This is a genomic window from Janthinobacterium sp. BHSEK (assembly GCF_056174685.1).
Genome location: NZ_JBWBYV010000057.1, coordinates 26,388 through 43,496, shown reverse-complemented (window position 1 = coordinate 43,496; position 17,109 = coordinate 26,388). Strand labels below are relative to the sequence as shown.

Genomic DNA, 17,109 nt, shown 5'->3' with positions numbered 1-17,109 from the left:
GCTCATTTATAATCTCGCGCCATAAGCCCGAACGCTGTCAGCACGATATCAATCTCGCTCCTTACCCTATGCTATTTATATTTTAAATATATAAATATGTAAAAAAAATCGTATTTGTCATCCATTTTTTGATGATGCATAGTGGGATGAAGGTGATATTAAAAAGTCACAATTCATCTGGGCGATATCGTATGAAGCTGGGTATTTGCAGTAAATAAAGGTGAGATGCAGAGTGAAACAAACAGTCGCGCAGCTAAATGACGACATTCCTCTGTATTTTTCCGCCGTGTCACAGTCTTGAAATATTTAACAATTACACTCGCGGCTTGCCATGTTGGCCGGCTCAGCATGTCGGGTGAATGACACAGATGCTAGCGCGCTGTGTTGTACGGCCAGGAGACCTCGTTTTCCGTCGTTATTGCTTGAATTGCCAGGGGCTGTGATGTGTGGAGAGGCGTTTGTGATGGTCTTGTCAGGACCGCAGCCAGTCCAGCCGGCGTAACAGTTGCAGCATCGTAAAGAGGAGATCTTGTGTTTGTGTTGCTGTGCGGCGCAGCCGGACGGTGGGGCAATCCAGGATGTTCAAAAATAATAGTCTTTTCTGGGGTTAAAGATGATCAATCACAAGCGACTTCGGCTAACGCAAATCGCGTTCAGCCTGTCTATTGCACTGGCGGCGGCACCATCGTTCGCACAGAACACTACGTCGGCCATCAGCGGACGTATCTCTGCCAATGACGGCAAGCCTGCAGCTGGCGCGCAGGTCAATATCGTTCACGTTGAATCTGGCTCCGTCAGCAACGTGACCACCGATGCCGAAGGCCGTTATGTTGCACGTGGCTTGCGCGCAGGCGGTCCCTACACGATCACCATCACCAAGAATGGCGAAGTGGAAAAACGCGAAGGCGTCTTCATCCAACTGGCTGAAACGGCCAGCGTCGATGCGACCCTGGGTGCGCAGATGCAAGTGGTGAAAGTCAGCACGAATGCCATCCGCAATCAGGTATTTAACCGTAACAACATGGGCGCCGGCACCAATATCAGCCCGACAGAACTGGCAACCCAGGCATCGATTTCGCGCAGCTTGCAGGATTACGCCCGCGCCGACCCGCGCCTGTCGCAAACGGACAAGGAGCGCGGTGAAATTTCCGTCGCTGGCCAGAACTCGCGCTACAACTCGATGACGATCGACGGCGTGGCCGTGAATGACACCTTCGGTCTGGAAGCTTCCGGTACGGCTACCGGCAAGCAACCGATCTCGATCGAAGCGATCCAGTCGGTGCAAGTGAACGTCGCCAACTATGACGTGACGCAAAAAGGCTACACGGGCGCCAACATCAACGCCGTGACCAAATCCGGCACCAACAAGGTCAAGGGCAGCGTTTACTACGTGTTCCGCAATGACAGCACCGCTGGCGACCGCTATAACGATACGACGGGCGCGTACTACGCACCGCCAAAATCGAAGGACACCACCAAGGGCATCACCCTGGGCGGCCCGCTGATCGAAGACAAACTGTTCTTGTTTGCTAACTACGAAGAAACCAAGAGCTCGCGCGGCGCCCCGGCCTTCGGTCCGGTCGGCAGTGCACAGACCAACGTAGCGATCACCCAATCGGCCATCGATGGCGCCATCGCCATCGCCAAGGACAAGTATGGCATCCCTATCGGCAGCCTGGCGATCCCTGACGGTTCGGCATTCACGGCCAAGGAAAAGCTGCTGAAACTGGACTGGAACTTGACCGATACCCAACGCATCATGTTGCGTTACGCCAAGACCGAGCAAGCTGAACCTATCTACACGGGTTTCTCGCCGACCGGCCTGTCGCTGAGTTCTTACTGGTATAACCAGGAAAAGAACCTGGAAACGCTGGTTGGCCAATGGACGTCCGAGTGGACGCCGACGTTCTCGACAGAGGTCAAGGTATCGTCGCGCAAGTATGATAGCGTGCCGAAAAACAATGCTTACCTGCCATCCATGGGCTTGCAGTTCTCGGGTGCGCTACCGGATGGCGCGCCAGCCAGCTTGGCTACCGGTAACCGCTTCCTGAACTTCGGTACGGAACAAAGCCGTCAGATGAACGTGCTGGGCACCAAGACCAAAGATTTCTATGCGGCCGGTACCTGGGCGCTGGGCGATCACGAAGTCAAGTTCGGCACGGACTACAGCAAGAACGATGTCTACAATGCATTCTTGCAAAACGTTAACGGTAACTACACCTTTGGCTGTATCAACAGCAGCACCAAGGTGACGTATTCGTTCGGTGCTATCGATTGCGGCAACAAGGCCACGACCGCGGCGCAGATCCAGGCCGCCGTACTGGAAAACTTCCGCCTGGGCCGACCAAGCTCGTACAGCTATCAGGTACCGCAGCCGGGCCGCACGCTGGCAGACGCCACTGCAACGTTCTCGCTGAAAAACATCGGTTTGTTCGTGCAAGATACCTGGGACGTCAGCAAGCAGCTGACCATCAGCGCGGGCTTGCGCATCGATGGTACCCGCATCGGCGAAAAGCCCATCTACAATCCGACCGCGGCGCTGCCAACGGTCGCACGTACCAGCCAGTTTGGTCGTCAAACGGGCGGTTTCGGTGTGGATAATACGCGTACCATCGACGGTGAAAACCTGTACCAGCCACGCGTCGGCTTCAACTACAAGTTTGACTCGGCACGTCCGACGCAAGTGCGCGGCGGCTTCGGCCTGTTCCAGGGCGCGGCAGCCAGTGTCTGGCTGGGCAATCCATACCAGAACACCGGCATGGCCACGCAAAACTACACCTGCTCGTCTTCGGCCGGTACTTGCCTGGATACGCCTGGCTTCTTCAATCCAGATCCAACCAAGCAGCCTACCAATCTGGGTCCTGTGATCCCGGCGATGAAAGTGGACTTGCTGAGCACTGATTTGGCGCAACCTTCGGTGTGGAAAGCCAACCTGGCATTCGAACATGAATTGCCATGGATGGGCCTGATCGTAGGTGCCGAATACCTGCGTCTGCAAACCAAGAACTCGATCTACTACCAGGAGCTGAACCTGGGTGCGCCAACGGCAACTGGTAGCGATGGCCGTCCTCTGTACTATGGCAAGAATGCTTATGACGCCACGTGCTGGAATGCTTCGGGTAGCTTGAAAGGTGGCGCATCTTGCAGCGCCTTGACCAAGGCGGGCAGCAATGCTGCGTTCGGTCAAGTCCTGATGGCCACGAATACCGACAAGGGCGCATCGAACGTGCTGACCCTGTCGCTGCGTAGCCCGCTGCGCGAAGGCCTGTCGTGGGGTTCGTCGTACACGTACAGCGATGCCACGGAAGTGTCGCCGCTGACGTCTTCGACCTCGAGCTCGAACTGGGGTGGCCGTGCTGTCTTCAATCCGAACGAGAATGTCGCGTCGAACTCGAACTACATGGTCAAGGACCGCTTCACGGCAAACGTCAACTGGCAAAAACGCTTCTTCGGCGAATACAAGACCACCTTCGGTCTGTTCTATGAAGGCCGTAGCGGCAAGCCATACAGCTGGACCATCAACAATGACTTGAACGGTGACGGTCTGGCCGGCAATGACTTGATGTACATTCCTAGCGCGCCAGGTTCGGGCGATGTGGTGTTTGCCGGCGCCACGGCGGCGGCAAAGGCTGCCAATGAGGCGGCGTTCTGGAAGGTCGTCAACGCGAATGGCGACCTGCGTAAAGCCAAGGGCGGCGTGATTGGCCGTAATGAAAGCTTTGCACCATGGACCAACAGCTTCGATGTGCGTCTGAGCCAGGAAGTACCAGGCCTCTTCAAGGGCCACAAGGGTATCTTTACTTTCGATATCTTGAACGTTGGCAACATGATCAACCGTAAATGGGGCCGCATCAATGAAGTGGCTTTCCAGTCGGCCGGCGGTCAGGTACGCAGCTTCGTCGACTACGTGGGTATGGAAAACGGCAAGTACGTCTACAACACCCGCCCTGTCGTGGAAGACCTGGAAACGCGCCAAGCCAAAGGCGAATCGCAATGGGCGCTGCAAGCAACGATCAAGTACGAATTTTAATGTCGTAGTTGCCTCGTAGTTTGGCAAGATAAAAAACGGCTGGTGGCGACACCAGCCGTTTTTTTTATAGACCAGATGGTTTACTCTTTCCCCTTTTCAATACATATCATTCCATGGCTCACTTCCTACGCACTCCGGTCGCCAGCGCGGCCCTGATCCTCAGCCTGTCCGGCTGCAGTAATTTCGCTTCCGCGCCACAGCTTGCGCCCAGCGGCCCGATTGAAGTGAACCTGGTCGCCTTGAACGATTTTCACGGCAACCTCGAGCGCAGCAAATTTACCTATACGAGCGCTGGCGATGCCGGGCGCAAGACGGTGCAGGCCGGCGGCATCGACACCTTGTCCGGCGCATTGAAGGCGTGGCGGCGCGAAGATGCGCAGCTGATCTTTGTCGGCAATGGCGACCTGGTCGGCGCCAGCCCCGCCATGTCGGCGCTGTGGGCGGACGAACCGAGCATCGTCGCCATGAATATGCTGGGTATGAAGGCCAGTTCCGTCGGCAACCACGAATTTGACCAGGGCAAGGCGGAATTGCTGCGCCAGCAGCGCGGCGGCTGCGAATCCGCGCGCGCCGACAAGGCGTGCAAGTTCACGCCCGACTTCAAGGGCGCCAGCTATACCTATATGGCGGCCAATGTCATCGACACGCAAACGGGCAAGTCGCTGCTGCCCGCCTACCGCATCGAAGAGGCGCATGGCGTCAAGGTGGGCCTGATCGGCGCCGTGCTGAAAGATACACCGTCCGTGGTGACGGCCGCCGGCATTGCCGGCCTGCAGTTCGGCGATGAAGCGGACGCCATCAACGCCACCTTGCCGCAGTTGCGCGCGCAGGGAGTGGGGGTGTTCGTCGTGCTGCTGCACCAGGGCGGCGAGACGAAGGAAGCCGTCGACCAGCCCGATTGCAGTCACCTGAAGGGCGAAGTGGTCGACGTGGTGAAGCGCCTCGACCCGGCCATCCAGCTCGTCATCAGCGGCCATTCGCACCAGGGCTATCTGTGCCGCGTCGATGGCCGGCTGGTGACCCAGGCGCAGATGGGCGGACACATGCTGACGCGCATCAAGCTCAAGGTCGATCCCGTCAAGAATGCGCTGATCGATGCCAGCGCGCAAAACGTCGTCATGCTGCCAGGCATGTATGAGCCGGACCCGGCAGTGGCAGCCTACCTGGAATCGGTCAAGCAACGCAGTGCGGCCGAATTGTCGCGTCCCGTGGCCGCCATCGCCGTATCTAGCGTGGGCCGCAGCACCAAGGGCGGCGGCGCTTCCCCATTGGGTGACCTGGTGGCAGACAGCACCCTGTTCGGCGCGCGCGCTGCCGGCGCGCAAATCGGCTTGATGAACAATGGCGGCATCCGCAAGGACCTGGAAGCGGGTGCCGACCTGATGACGAACGTGGGTCAGAACCAGGCTGTGGTGCCGTTTGGCAATACATTGATCGTCGTCAGTCTTTCCGGCGCGCAAATCCGCACCTTGCTCGAACAGCAATGGCCGGGCGAAGAGGCCGGCGAAGGCAATTTGCTGCAAGTGTCCGAAGGTTTTACTTATCGCTGGGACAGCACGCGGCCCCAGGGGCAGCGCGTGCTGCCCGGCAGCATCATGCTGAATGGCAGCCCTATTGACGATAATCAACAATACCGTGTCGCCGCCAACAGTTTCCTCGCCGGCGGCGGCGACCGCTTCACCGTGCTGGCGGCCGGCACGCGCCGTCTGGATACGGGCGTGCGCGACATCGACGCCTTCAGCGATTACCTGATCGCCCGCGCGCGCGCCGGCAAGCCGGCCGGCAGCGCCACGTCGGCGGGCCGCATCGTGCGCGTCAAATAACATTACAAGGAATAACCATGCGTCGCTTATTTGTTTCCGTTCTTCTTTCCAGCCTGTTCGCGGGCACGGCCCACGCCGATTTCACGATACCCGGCTTTGAACTCGTGCACACCTCGCCCGTGGAAACCACGTTGACCAATCCCGACCTGCGCGAACCCGTCGCCGTGTGGAGCGAGCTGTTCGATGGTGCAAAAAAAGAGATCGTCATCGCCCAGTTCTATGCCGTCAGCAAGCCGGGCACGGCTTTTGAAAAGGTGCTGGCCAGCCTGACGGCCGCCGGCCAGCGCGGCGTGAAGATCCGCTTCCTGCTGGACCAGAAGGGCGTGGGCCTGTCGGAAGCGGCCACCATCGCGCAGATCAAGGCGATTCCCAACCTGGACTTGCGCCTCATCGATTTCAATAAAATCACGGGCAATGGCATCGTGCACGCAAAATACCTGGCCGTCGATGGCCAGGTCGCGTACATCGGCAGCCAGAACTTCGACTGGCGCTCGTTCGAGCACATCCATGAAACGGGCTTGCGAATCACGGAGCCAGGCATGGTCAGCCAGGTGCAAGCCATCTTCGAGCAGGATTGGCAAGCCCAGGCGCTGACGTCGCAAGGCAGCCGCGCCACGGTGCTCAACAGCAAGGTGGTGCCGGCCAATTACGCGCAAAATGCTTTCTTGCTGGCCAGCCCGAACGCCTACAACCCCGCTGGCGTGGGCGATTCGGAAACGGGCTTGCCCGCCTTGCTGGCGCAAGCGCAAAGCGAAGTGCGCATCCAGCTGCTCGATTACGCGCCCCTGTCCTACGGCCCTAACCGCACGCGTCCGTACTACGCCGTGATCGACAACGCCGTGCGCGCGGCCGCCCAGCGCGGCGTGAAGATCAAGCTGATGGTGTCAAGCTGGAACACGGAAGCGCCGGCCATCGTCTACCTGAAAAGCCTGGCCCTGTTGCCGAACGTGGAAATCCGCATCGTGACGATTCCCACGGCCTCGACGGGCTTCATCCCATTCGCGCGCGTGATCCACAGCAAGACCATGAGCATCGACGGCAAGCTGGCCTGGGTCGGCACGAGCAACTGGGCGGGCGGCTATTTCGATTTGTCGCGCAACCTGGAAGTGGTGCTGCGCAACGAGCAGATGGCGCAGCGCATCGCTGCGCTGCATGAGCAGACGTGGAGCTCGGCGTACGCGCAACCCATCGACATCAACAAGCAGTATCCGAAGCCGGCCAAGGCCGCGCCGCAAGGCAAGGAGTAATGGTGAGCATGAAAAAATTACTCTGCGTGCTGGCGCTGGGCGCCGCATTCGCTTCCGGCAATGTGCTGGCCTGGGGCAATGACGGCCACCGCGCCGTAGGCGCCATCGCCGATCAATTGCTCAAGGGCAGCGTGGCCCAGGCGCATATCTCCCAATTGCTGTTGCCGGGTGAAAGCCTGGAAAAGATCGCCAACTGGCCCGATTGCGTGAAGGGCACGTATTGCGGCCCCCAATCGCCGGAAATGTTGACGTATGTGGCGGCGAATCCCAAGCATGGCGAATACCACTACACGAACGTGCCGTTCCAGAACGCGCACTACCACGATCATGGCGTGGGCACGGCCGACGACGATATCGTGCAAACCTTGAAACAAGCGATCCTGGTGTTGCAGGGCAAGGCCGATGCGGCCAGCAATCCGCACGGCTTCAGCCAGCGCGAAGCGCTGATCCTGATCACGCACCTGGTGGGTGATATCCACCAGCCGCTGCATGTGGGCAATGCGTTTCTCGGCAAGGATGGCCAGTTTTTCGTGCCTGCCACACAGGCGCAGATCGACGACGTCGCCGTTTTCAATGCGCGCGGCGGTAACGACTTGCTGCTCGACGATGCGAAGATGACGGCCCTGTCGGATGCCGTGATTCCCGCGCCGCTGCCGGCGGAAAACGGCACGGCCAAGCCTGCCAGCAGCTATCCGAAGTCGCCCACCAAGCCCCTGCATTCCTACTGGGATACGACCGTGGTCGATTACGCCATGCGCCGTTTGAGCACGCGCACGCCGCAGCAGTTCGCCAGCACCGTGATCGCCAGCGCGCCCGTGGTGAGCGCCAACAGCGGCGACCCCGTCACCTGGCCGTATCAGTGGGCCGATGCCGCGCTGGCGGCGTCCAAGATTGCCTTCACGGACGTGGTGGCCGGCCCGGCCACGCAGCAGACCAGCCGCAAGGGTGACGTCTATAACGTCTGGAGCTTGACGGTGCCGGACAACTATCCGGTACCGAGTTCTGCGCTGGCAAAGCAGCAGCTGATCGAGGGCGGCTATCGCCTGGCCGCCGTGCTGCAGGCGATCTGGCCACAGTAAGGTGTCATCCGAAAGCGGCCTGCGGGCCGTTTTTTTCAGGCCAGGGTGATGGCGATTCCCATCTCGCGGAAGGGCGCGACCAGGGCGTCTTCCACATCGCGGTGCACGATGATATCGTTGACCTGGCTCAAGGGCGCGATTTGGAACGGTGACGCCGTGTTGAACTTTTCCGGCGAGGCCAGCACGACGGTGCGGCTTGACGCCTCGCTCAACGCGCGCTTCACGCATGCTTCCTCATAATCGCCCGTGGTGATGCCCGCTTGCGGATGCAGGCTGGATACGCCCATGAAATACAGGTCGGCGCGGATGCGGCCGATGGCTTCCACGGTCGCGGCGCCGACGCCCACGATCGAGTGCTTGTACAGGCGTCCGCCCAGCATCAGCACCTCGATGAACGGGTGATGCAGCAACTCGACGGCAATCGACGGGCTGTGCGTGACGACGGTGGCGCGCAAATCGCGCGGCAGCTGGCGCGCCAGCTGCACGGCGGTCGTGCCGCCATCGATGAACACCACTTGCCCCGTTTGTATCATGGCGCCCGCCGCGCGGCCGATGGCGGGCTTGGCTTCCGCGGAAATCTGTTCGCGCCCCGCAAACGGCGCCAGCGCGGGCGAACGGGGCAGCAAGGGCAGGGCGCCGCCGTGCACGCGTTCCAATAGCCCTTCTTTCGCCAGCTCGCGCAGGTCGCGCCGTATCGTGTCTTCCGACAAGCCCAGGGCGTCGCTGACGGCCTTGGCGACGATTTGCCCTTCGCGCTGGAGCATGTCCAGCAGGTATTGTTTGCGTTGATGTGTCAGCATGGTTTTTCTTGAGTATTCTTGTATTTTCTTGATATTGCACGAGTTTGCATGATAAAGTCGTCGGACGCAAGCACAAGGAGACGATATGCGCGAAGAAAATAGCAAGCAGCAACGGGTCCGCATCCAGCAGGTGCAAACCCTGTCGCACGACTGGTACCTATTGCAAAAGACCACGTTCGATTACCTGCGCCACGACGGCCAGTGGCAGACGCAGACGCGGGAAACCTATGACCGCGGCGATGGCGCCACCATCCTGCTCTACAACAAAGCCAAACGCACGGTGATCCTGATCCGCCAGTTCCGCTTCCCTACCTACCGCGAAGGCCACGATGGTTTCCTCATCGAATCTGCCGCCGGTTTGCTGGAAGAGGCCAGCGCCGAGCAGCGCATCCGCGCGGAGGTGGAAGAGGAAACCGGTTACCGGGTGGGGCAGGTGCACAAGGTGTTCCAGGCCTTCATGAGCCCCGGTTCCGTGACGGAGCGTTTGCATTTTTTTGTCGCCGAATACGACCCCTCCAGCCGCATCGGCGACGGCGGCGGCCTGGCGCACGAAGGGGAAGACATCGAGGTACTGGAACTGCCCCTGGCGCAAGCCATGCGGATGGTGGCGGACGGGCACATCTGCGACGGCAAGACCATCATGCTGCTGCAGCATGCGCAGCTGTATTTGATGCCAGCCAAACGGGGGCTGCAGATTCTCGTTGCCGGCCCCTACCGTTCAGGCACGGGCGATGATCCGGCCCTGATGGCGGCGAATGTGGCAGCCATGGAAGCCGTCTGCCTGCCCTTGTATGCCAAGGGACACATGCCCGTGCTCGGTGAATGGCTGGCCTTGCCCATGCTGGCGCTGGCCGGTTCAACCGGGGTGGGCGATGCCGTGTATGAGGAACTGTTCCACGCGCATGCGACGCGTTTATTAAGCCATTGCGATGCCGTGCTGCGGCTTGGCGGCGCCTCCCAAGGGGCCGACCAGATGGTCGAAGTGGCGCGCGGCTTGGGGCTGGCCGTGTTTTTCTCGCTGGACGAGATTGCCCAGGCGTAAAAAAAGCGAAGCCTGCGGGCTTCGCTTTTTGTCATTTCAGGGAGCGCCTGAAAAATGCCCAGGGCTAGGCGTCTTGCCGAAGGCAGTACGAATGTACGACGAGGCAAGGCAACGACGCCATGGGTATTTTCTCAGGTGCTCTTAACGCGATTTTACAAAGGGGATACCGATCGCCTTCGGCGCGATGGATTTCGCCATCAAGCCCGCCAGCACGATCACGGTGACCACGTACGGCACCATCTGGATCAGCGAGCCGGGGATGCGGCCCACGACGGGCAAGTCCACGCCTTCAATCTGGATCTGGATGGCGGCGAAGAAGCCGAACATCAGGCAGCCGAGGAAGGTGTAGACGGGGCGCCAGTTGCCGAACACCATGGCCGTCAGGGCCAGGTAGCCGGCACCGGCCGACATGTCGCGCAGGAAGAAGCCGCTTTGCACGATGGCCAGATACGCGCCCGAGAACGAGCACAGGATGCCGGCCACCAGCATGGCCAGGTAGCGCGTCGCTTCCACGCTCACGCCGGCCGAGTCGGCCGCATGCGGGTTTTCGCCGCAGGCGCGCAGGCGCAGGCCGAAGCGCGTGTGGTACAGCAGCCAGTGCACGAGCGGAATCAGGAGGAAGGCTACGTAGACGAGGATGGAATGGCCGCCGATCAAGTGGGCATACACCCAGCCGATGAAGGGGATGTGTTCCACGTACTGCGTGCCCGGCAAGACCACGTCGAACAGCCGCGCCGAACCGAGGTCCGGCGTGCGGCCGCCTTGCTGGAAGAAAAATTGCGCCAGCACGAAGGTCAGGCCGCTCATGGCGATGTTGATCGCCATGCCGGCCACCAGCTGATTACCCTTTTGCGTGATGCTGACATACGCCTGCAGCAGGGCCAGGGCGACGCACACGAGCATGCCGGCCGCCATGCCGTAATACGGGTTTTGCGTCGTGTAGGCCACGGCGGCGGAAGCGAAGGCGCTGGCCAGGATCTTGCCTTCCAGGCCGATGTCGATCATGCCGCTGCGTTCGGCAAACAGGCCGGCCATGGCGGCAAAGATCAGGACGGGCGCATTGCGCACGGTCGATACCAGGATGCTGGCGAATTGAAAGTCGTCGAGTGTCATGGTGTTAGCCTTTGGTGCGCTTGAGCAGGGCGGAAATGGCCGGTGCGTAGAAGTTTTCCATGGCGCCGCAGAACAGGATGATCAAGCCCTGGATGAAAATGAAGGTTTCCGTCGGGATATTCGGTTTTTCCAGCGACAGGTCGAAGCCGCCCTGGATCAGGGCGCCGAACAACACGGCCGACAAAAAGATGCCGACCGGATGCTGGCGGCCCATCAGGGCGATGGCGATGCCGATGAAGCCGGCGCCGCCGACGAAGTTGAGCGACAGGTAATGGGTCGAGCCCATGATGGAATTGACGGAGCCGAGGCCCGCCAGCGCGCCCGAAATCAGCATGACGACGATGATCATCTTGCTGATCGACACGCCCGCATAGTGGGCCGCATGCTTGTTGAGGCCCGTGGCGCGCAGCTTGAAGCCCCACGACGAACGCCAGACCATCACGCCGTAGATCACCAGCGCGGCGATCGCCAAAATAAAACTGATGTTCAGCGGCGTGTCGCCCAGCGACGGGAACCAGGTGGAGAGGCGCGGCATTTCGCCGCTTTCCGCAAACACGCGGCTGGCCGTGTTCTGCTCGCCCGGCGGAATCAGGTACTTTACGATAATAAAATTCATCAGACTGGCGGCGATGAAGTTGAACATGATGGTGGTCACCACGATGTGGCTGCCGCGCTTCGCCTGCAGATAGCCGGGCAAAAAGCCCCACAACGCGCCGAACAGGGCCGCGCCGATCATGGCGGCGGGAATCAGGAGCCAGGCGGGCAGGGTCTGGTCGAAGGCCAGCATGGCGACAGTCAAGCCCAGGCCGCCGATATACATCTGGCCTTCGGAACCGATATTGAACAGCCCGGCCTGCATCGCCACGGAAACCGACAGGCCCGTGAAGATGAAGGTGCTGGCGTAGAACAGGGTGTAGCTCAAGCCTTCCGGATTGAGGATGGCGCTGTGGACCAGGATCGACAGCGATTCGGCCGGGTCTTCGCCCAGCATATAGATGACCAGGGCGGCGACCAGCAAGGCCGACAGCAGGTTTAACATGGGCATGACAAAGGCTGTCGCCCAGCGTGGCAAGTCGTTATTCATGATTTATGCATTCCCCCCATCAACAGACCGATGCGGGTGGTATCGAATTCTTCAATTTTCAGTTCGCCGGTGATGCGCCCGCCGCACATGACGAGGATGCGGTCGGCCAGCGCCCGCACTTCTTCCAGTTCGACGGACACCAGCAGGATCGCCACGCCCGCGTCGCGCAGGGCCAGCAATTGCGTATGGATGCTTTCGATGGTGCCGATATCGACGCCGCGCGTGGGTTGCCCCACCAGCATCAGTTTCGGCTTGGCCAGCACTTCGCGCGCGATCACCACCTTTTGCTGGTTACCGCCGGACAACAAGCCGATGCGCAGGTCCGGGTTGGCCGGACGCACGTCAAACGTCTTCAGCAGTTCAGCGCAGCGCGCGCCGATGGCCTTGAAGTTGAACAGGCCCCAGCGGTTCTTCAGGTGGTCCTGGTAACCGAGGATGGTGTTCTGCATGACGGAGAAATTTTTCACCACGCCATCGCGCAGGCGGTCTTCCGGAATGTGGGCGATGCCCAGCTCGCGGAAGGCCAGCGGCAAGCCGTCGGCATCGTGGCGCTTGGCAAACGGCAAGTCCTTGTCCAGGAAGCGCAGCGTGCCGGACGTGGGCAAGCGCATGCCCGAGAGGATTTCCAGCAGCTCGCTCTGGCCATTGCCCGAGACCCCCGCGATGGCGACGATTTCGCCGGCGCGCAAGTTGAAACCTATGTCGGCCAGCAATTTGACCTGCTGCTCGTCGGCCAATTGCAAATCAGCCACTTCCAGCACCGTGGCACCGGGATTGTACGGTGCACGGGGCAAGTGGCTCTGGATGGGGCGGCCGACCATCATGTTGGCCAGTTCCTCTTTCGAGGTGCCGGCGGTCGCCACGGCGCCCACCACCGTGCCGCCGCGCATGACGGTGACGTTGTCGGTGATTTCCAGGATCTCTTGCAGCTTGTGTGTGATCAGGATGATGGTCTTGCCCTGTTCCTTGAACAGGCGCAGGATTTCAAACAGCGATGCCGTTTCCTGTGCCGTCAGCACGGCCGTCGGCTCGTCGAGGATCAGGATGTTGGCGCTGCGGTAAATCTGCTTGAGGATTTCCACGCGCTGCTGCGCGCCGACGGACAAGTCTTCGATCTTCGCCAGCGGGTCGACGTCGAGGCGGTAGCGCGCGCAAATCTCGCGCAATTTCGCTTCCGCTTCCGTGCGGTGGCTGGCCAGGCGAAAACCGCCTTCCGTGCCCAGCATGATATTGTCGAGGACGGTGAAGTTCTCGACCAGCATGAAGTGCTGGTGCACCATGCCGATGCCGAGGTTGATCGCTTCCTGGCTGTTGCGGATAGGCTGTACTTTACCGTCGAGCAAGATTTCTCCGCCGTCGGCACGGTAATACCCGTACAGGATGCTCATCAAGGTCGATTTGCCGGCGCCATTCTCTCCCACCAGGCCGTGGATACTGCCCTTGGCGATGGAGAAGCTGACGTCGGCGTTCGCCTTCACATGTCCAAACTGCTTGGAAATGCTGCGAAATTCTACTGCTGGCTGCATAGGTTCATAACTGGATAGTTTCATGGAAACGCGCCGCGCGGAGACAGGCCCCGGCGGCGCGCTAAAAGATACGGAGAAAAATTAAACCGGGCAGCTGCTGCCGACGCGGTAATCGATCACTTTGATCTTGCCATCGATAATGTCCTTACGCGCACCCAACACGCGTTTTTCGATTTCCGGCGTGATCAGCTTGCGGTTGTTCGCGTCGAGCGCCCAATCCACGCCGCCTTCTTTCAAGCCTTTATAGCTGACGCCGCCCTTCCAGGTGCCGTTCTTGACTTGCATGAAGCTGTCGTAGACGGTGTTGTCGACGCGTTTGACCATCGAGGTCAGGATGCTGCCTGGATACAGATGGTTCTGGTTCGAATCGACGCCGATGGCCAGCTTGCCTTTTTCCTTGGCCATCTGCAGGGTGCCCATGCCGCTGCCGCCAGCGACGGCGAAGACGACGTCGACGCCGCGCTCGAATTGCGAGCGGGCCAGTTCGCCACCCTTGGCCGGGTCATTCCAGGCGCCGGACGTGGTGCCGACCATGTTTTGCGTGATTTCCGCCTTCGCGTTCACTGCCTTGACGCCTTGCGCGTAGCCGCAGGCGAAGTTGCGGATCAGGGGAATATCGATGCCGCCGATGAAGCCGACCTTCTTGCTCTTGCTGGCCATGGCCGCGGCCACGCCCACCAGGTAGGAACCTTCTTCTTCCTTGAAGACGACGGAATTGACGTTGCTGCCGGCGGCCTGGCCGTCGATCAGCACGAATTTTACGTTCGGGAATTCCTTGGCGACCTTTTGCACGGCTTGCGTTTGCGCAAAGCCGATGGCGGCGATCATGTCGAGTTTCTTGCGGGCCAGGCCGCGCATGACTTGCTCGGCCTGCGTATCGCTCGATGCCTGCACTTCGATGAAGGAAATGCCCGTGTCTTTTTTGAAGCGCGATGCGCCTTCGAAAGCGGATTGGTTGAACGACTTGTCGAACTTGCCGCCCGCGTCATACACGACACCCAGTTTTGGGGTAGCCGCGGACGCTTGAGCAGTCAGAAAAACGGCTGCGATCGTCAAACTAAATTGTGTAAGTTTCATGAATTGGCTCCTGGAAGATCGATATTGTATATTTTTTATAGGTGAAACATATAATTTGGGGCCGATTTAGCCTGTTTTTGATGCACGAGGTGATGATTCCTTATCAACATTGCACTGTATTGCACAAGATCATTGCTGGCCTCGTATGCTTTTATGTCGACAGTGTGATGCTCATGCAACAGTCGCGCCCCGTCTCTTTTATAGGTACAACATCGAATGGGGCGGCCGGAGCGGGCTGGGATGCGCCGTCAGTGGACGGGCAGGGCAAGCACGGGACCGGCGCCGCGATGGGCGTCCGAATCACTATGCATCATGCCAGATATGTATGACAAATACGTTTTTGTTTATGTATTTATATGCGGCGCATATAAATGGCCTGTCAGGCGGATGGGGGATTAATAATATTCAAGAAAGCCCGCACGACGGGAGCGTCGTCGAGCGTGGTGTAGCTGATGTACAGGTTGGCCGACGGCGGATTGGTCTTGATCGGTAGAAATACGACGCCGGGCCAGCCGATGCGGCTCGTCGTTTCCGGCACCAGGGTCACGCCCAGGCCCGCGCCCACCATGGCCAGCAGGGTTTGCGGTTCGCTCGCTTCCTGGAAGATCACGGGTTCGAAACCGGCGTTGATGCAGCATTGCACCAGGTAGCGGGGAAACGCGGATTTGTCGAGGTTGAGGGTCAGCATGGGCTCTTGGGCGATGTCGATCAGCTCGATGGCCGTGTTTTTCGCCAGCGGATGGTGTTCATTGACGGCCACGCACACGTTCTCGCGGAAGCACAGTTCCTGGCGCAGGTTGTCGTGGCGCAAGTCGTCGTCGTTGAGTTTGGGTTCGCGCCAGAAGCCCACGTCGATCTGCTTGGCGCGCAAGGCTTCGTATTGCACCGTGGGACCGAATTCATGGATGGTCCAGGTGACGCGGGGAAATTTGGTCTGGAATTCTTCCAGCAGGCTGGGGATGGGGCCCCACATGGCCGAGCCGACGATGCCCACGCGCAAGCGGCCCACTTCGCCCCGGTCGATCTGGCGGATGGTGTCGATGGTCATGCGCATCTTGGCCAGCAGTTCGGCCGCCTCGTTCATCAGCGCCTTGCCCGCCACGGTCAGCTCGAAGGTGCGCGTGGTGCGCGCAAACAGGCGCACGCCCAGTTCGCTTTCCAGTTTCATGATCTGCTGGCTCAGGGGCGGCTGCGAGATATGCAGGCGCTCGGCGGCGCGGCTGAAGCTTTTCTCCTCGGCAACGGCAAGAAAATACTTTAACTGTTTCAGATCGATGGACATGCTTTCCTTGGCGTTGCGTGGTGCTTGGCGATGGAACGGCGCGCGGACCGTGCAGGCGCGCGCGCTTTCTTTACAGCAGTCCTATTATCGTGCCACGACCGCCTGCATGGCAATGGCCAGCGCGGTGCCGACTTGCGCATTGTGCTTGACCAGGGCGATATTCGTCGCCAGGCTGCGGCCATCCGTCAGCTGCTTGATGCGCGACAACAGGAAAGGCGTGACTTGCTTGCCCTTCACGCCGCCCGCGTCCGCTTCCTGCAAGGCTTGCGTGGTGATCGCATCGATTTCTTCCTTGGGCATCGCTTGCGCGGCCGGTACGGGATTGCTGACGATCACGCCGCCTTTCAAGCCCAGCTGCCATTTCGTGCCGATGAAGGCGGCCTGCTCGGCTGCCGTATCGAGGCGGAAATCGGCCTTGAAGCCGCTTTCGCGCGTGAAGAAGGCAGGGAAACCTTCCTGGCCCACGCTGATGACGGGCACGCCATGGGTTTCCAGGTATTCCAGGGTCAGGCCGATGTCGAGGATGGATTTGACGCCCGCGCAGACGACGGCCACGGACGTGTGCGCCAATTCCTGCAAGTCGGCGGAAATGTCGAAGCTCGTTTCCGCGCCGCGGTGCACGCCGCCGATGCCGCCCGTGACGAACACGGCAATGCCGGCCAGTTCCGCGCAGATCATGGTGGCGGCCACGGTGGTGGCGCCCAGTTTGCCCTGCGACAGCACGAACGGCAGGTCGCGGCGGCTGACCTTCATGGCGTCGGGCGAGGTGCCCAGCAATTCCAGCTGCTCCGGCGACAGGCCCACGCAGATCTTGCCGCCGATGATGGCGATGGTGGCCGGCACGGCGCCGCCGTCGCGGATGATCTGTTCCACTTCGCGCGCCATCTCCACGTTTTGCGGATACGGCATGCCGTGCGAAATGATGGTCGATTCCAGTGCCACGATGGCCTTGCCGGCGGCGCGCGCGTCGAGGACTTCTTGCGAGAACGAGAGGAAGTTATGCAGT

Annotated in this window: 11 protein-coding genes and 1 pseudogene; 5 read left to right on the top strand and 7 right to left on the bottom strand. The window is 60.2% G+C overall.

The features are described from left to right. Positions 1-613: 613 nt before the first annotated feature. The 4 genes from AC0V2Y_RS19335 (at position 614) to AC0V2Y_RS19320 (ending at position 8,179) form a co-directional block, all read left to right on the top strand. Positions 614-4,030, top strand: a complete 3,417-nt coding sequence (locus AC0V2Y_RS19335) for a TonB-dependent receptor (protein WP_475414090.1) — start codon at positions 614-616, stop codon at positions 4,028-4,030. Between the two features lie 113 nt (positions 4,031-4,143). Continuing rightward, positions 4,144-5,853: a bifunctional metallophosphatase/5'-nucleotidase gene (locus AC0V2Y_RS19330; protein ID WP_475414089.1), complete on the top strand. Its 1,710-nt coding sequence runs from the start codon at positions 4,144-4,146 to the stop codon at positions 5,851-5,853. Positions 5,854-5,870: 17 nt separating this feature from the next. After that, positions 5,871-7,100 carry a phospholipase D-like domain-containing protein gene (locus tag AC0V2Y_RS19325; RefSeq protein WP_475414088.1) on the top strand — a complete coding sequence of 410 codons (1,230 nt, stop codon included), beginning with the start codon at positions 5,871-5,873 and terminating at the stop codon, positions 7,098-7,100. Between the two features lie 8 nt (positions 7,101-7,108). Further along, positions 7,109-8,179 (top strand): S1/P1 nuclease, encoded by a 1,071-nt coding sequence (locus AC0V2Y_RS19320; protein WP_475414087.1) that lies wholly within the window; start codon positions 7,109-7,111, stop codon positions 8,177-8,179. A gap of 35 nt (positions 8,180-8,214) precedes the next feature. Here the strand turns inward: AC0V2Y_RS19320 and AC0V2Y_RS19315 are convergent, their stop codons facing one another. Continuing rightward, positions 8,215-8,979 (bottom strand): DeoR/GlpR family DNA-binding transcription regulator, encoded by a 765-nt coding sequence (locus AC0V2Y_RS19315; protein WP_475414086.1) that lies wholly within the window; start codon positions 8,977-8,979, stop codon positions 8,215-8,217. Between the two features lie 85 nt (positions 8,980-9,064). Here AC0V2Y_RS19315 and AC0V2Y_RS19310 point away from each other — a divergent pair. Continuing rightward, positions 9,065-9,655: pseudogene (locus AC0V2Y_RS19310) on the top strand (NUDIX domain-containing protein); the annotation flags it as partial. Between the two features lie 507 nt (positions 9,656-10,162). Here the strand turns inward: AC0V2Y_RS19310 and AC0V2Y_RS19305 are convergent. The 6 genes from AC0V2Y_RS19305 to AC0V2Y_RS19280 form a co-directional block, all read right to left on the bottom strand. Continuing rightward, a complete protein-coding gene (locus AC0V2Y_RS19305; RefSeq protein WP_034754516.1) occupies positions 10,163-11,134 on the bottom strand; it encodes an ABC transporter permease in 972 nt (323 codons plus the stop codon). Between the two features lie 4 nt (positions 11,135-11,138). Then, entirely contained in the window at positions 11,139-12,218 is a 1,080-nt protein-coding gene (locus AC0V2Y_RS19300) for an ABC transporter permease (RefSeq protein ID WP_070219324.1), read from the bottom strand. After that, positions 12,215-13,744 carry an ABC transporter ATP-binding protein gene (locus AC0V2Y_RS19295; protein WP_475414085.1) on the bottom strand — a complete coding sequence of 510 codons (1,530 nt, stop codon included), beginning with the start codon at positions 13,742-13,744 and terminating at the stop codon, positions 12,215-12,217. The genes AC0V2Y_RS19300 and AC0V2Y_RS19295 overlap by 4 nt, the downstream gene beginning before the upstream one ends. 81 nt (positions 13,745-13,825) lie before the next feature. Continuing rightward, on the bottom strand, positions 13,826-14,821 hold the full coding sequence (locus tag AC0V2Y_RS19290; RefSeq protein WP_475414084.1) for a BMP family lipoprotein: 996 nt from the start codon (positions 14,819-14,821) through the stop codon (positions 13,826-13,828). A 379-nt stretch (positions 14,822-15,200) separates the two neighbouring features. Further along, complete coding sequence (locus tag AC0V2Y_RS19285; RefSeq protein WP_475414083.1) at positions 15,201-16,103, bottom strand: LysR family transcriptional regulator; 903 nt, start codon at positions 16,101-16,103, stop codon at positions 15,201-15,203. Positions 16,104-16,187: 84 nt separating this feature from the next. After that, positions 16,188-17,108, bottom strand: a complete 921-nt coding sequence (locus AC0V2Y_RS19280) for a pseudouridine-5'-phosphate glycosidase (protein WP_436499157.1) — start codon at positions 17,106-17,108, stop codon at positions 16,188-16,190. Position 17,109: the final 1 nt, after the last annotated feature.

Coding starts and splice junctions, on each gene's coding strand:
- AC0V2Y_RS19285 (WP_475414083.1), bottom strand. CDS start 16,103: ATGTCCATCGATCTGAAACAGTTAAAGTATTTTCTTGCCGTTGCCGAG.
- AC0V2Y_RS19295 (WP_475414085.1), bottom strand. CDS start 13,744: ATGCAGCCAGCAGTAGAATTTCGCAGCATTTCCAAGCAGTTTGGACAT.
- AC0V2Y_RS19325 (WP_475414088.1), top strand. CDS start 5,871: ATGCGTCGCTTATTTGTTTCCGTTCTTCTTTCCAGCCTGTTCGCGGGC.
- AC0V2Y_RS19305 (WP_034754516.1), bottom strand. CDS start 11,134: ATGACACTCGACGACTTTCAATTCGCCAGCATCCTGGTATCGACCGTG.
- AC0V2Y_RS19320 (WP_475414087.1), top strand. CDS start 7,109: ATGAAAAAATTACTCTGCGTGCTGGCGCTGGGCGCCGCATTCGCTTCC.
- AC0V2Y_RS19300 (WP_070219324.1), bottom strand. CDS start 12,218: ATGAATAACGACTTGCCACGCTGGGCGACAGCCTTTGTCATGCCCATG.
- AC0V2Y_RS19335 (WP_475414090.1), top strand. CDS start 614: ATGATCAATCACAAGCGACTTCGGCTAACGCAAATCGCGTTCAGCCTG.
- AC0V2Y_RS19290 (WP_475414084.1), bottom strand. CDS start 14,821: ATGAAACTTACACAATTTAGTTTGACGATCGCAGCCGTTTTTCTGACT.
- AC0V2Y_RS19315 (WP_475414086.1), bottom strand. CDS start 8,979: ATGCTGACACATCAACGCAAACAATACCTGCTGGACATGCTCCAGCGC.
- AC0V2Y_RS19330 (WP_475414089.1), top strand. CDS start 4,144: ATGGCTCACTTCCTACGCACTCCGGTCGCCAGCGCGGCCCTGATCCTC.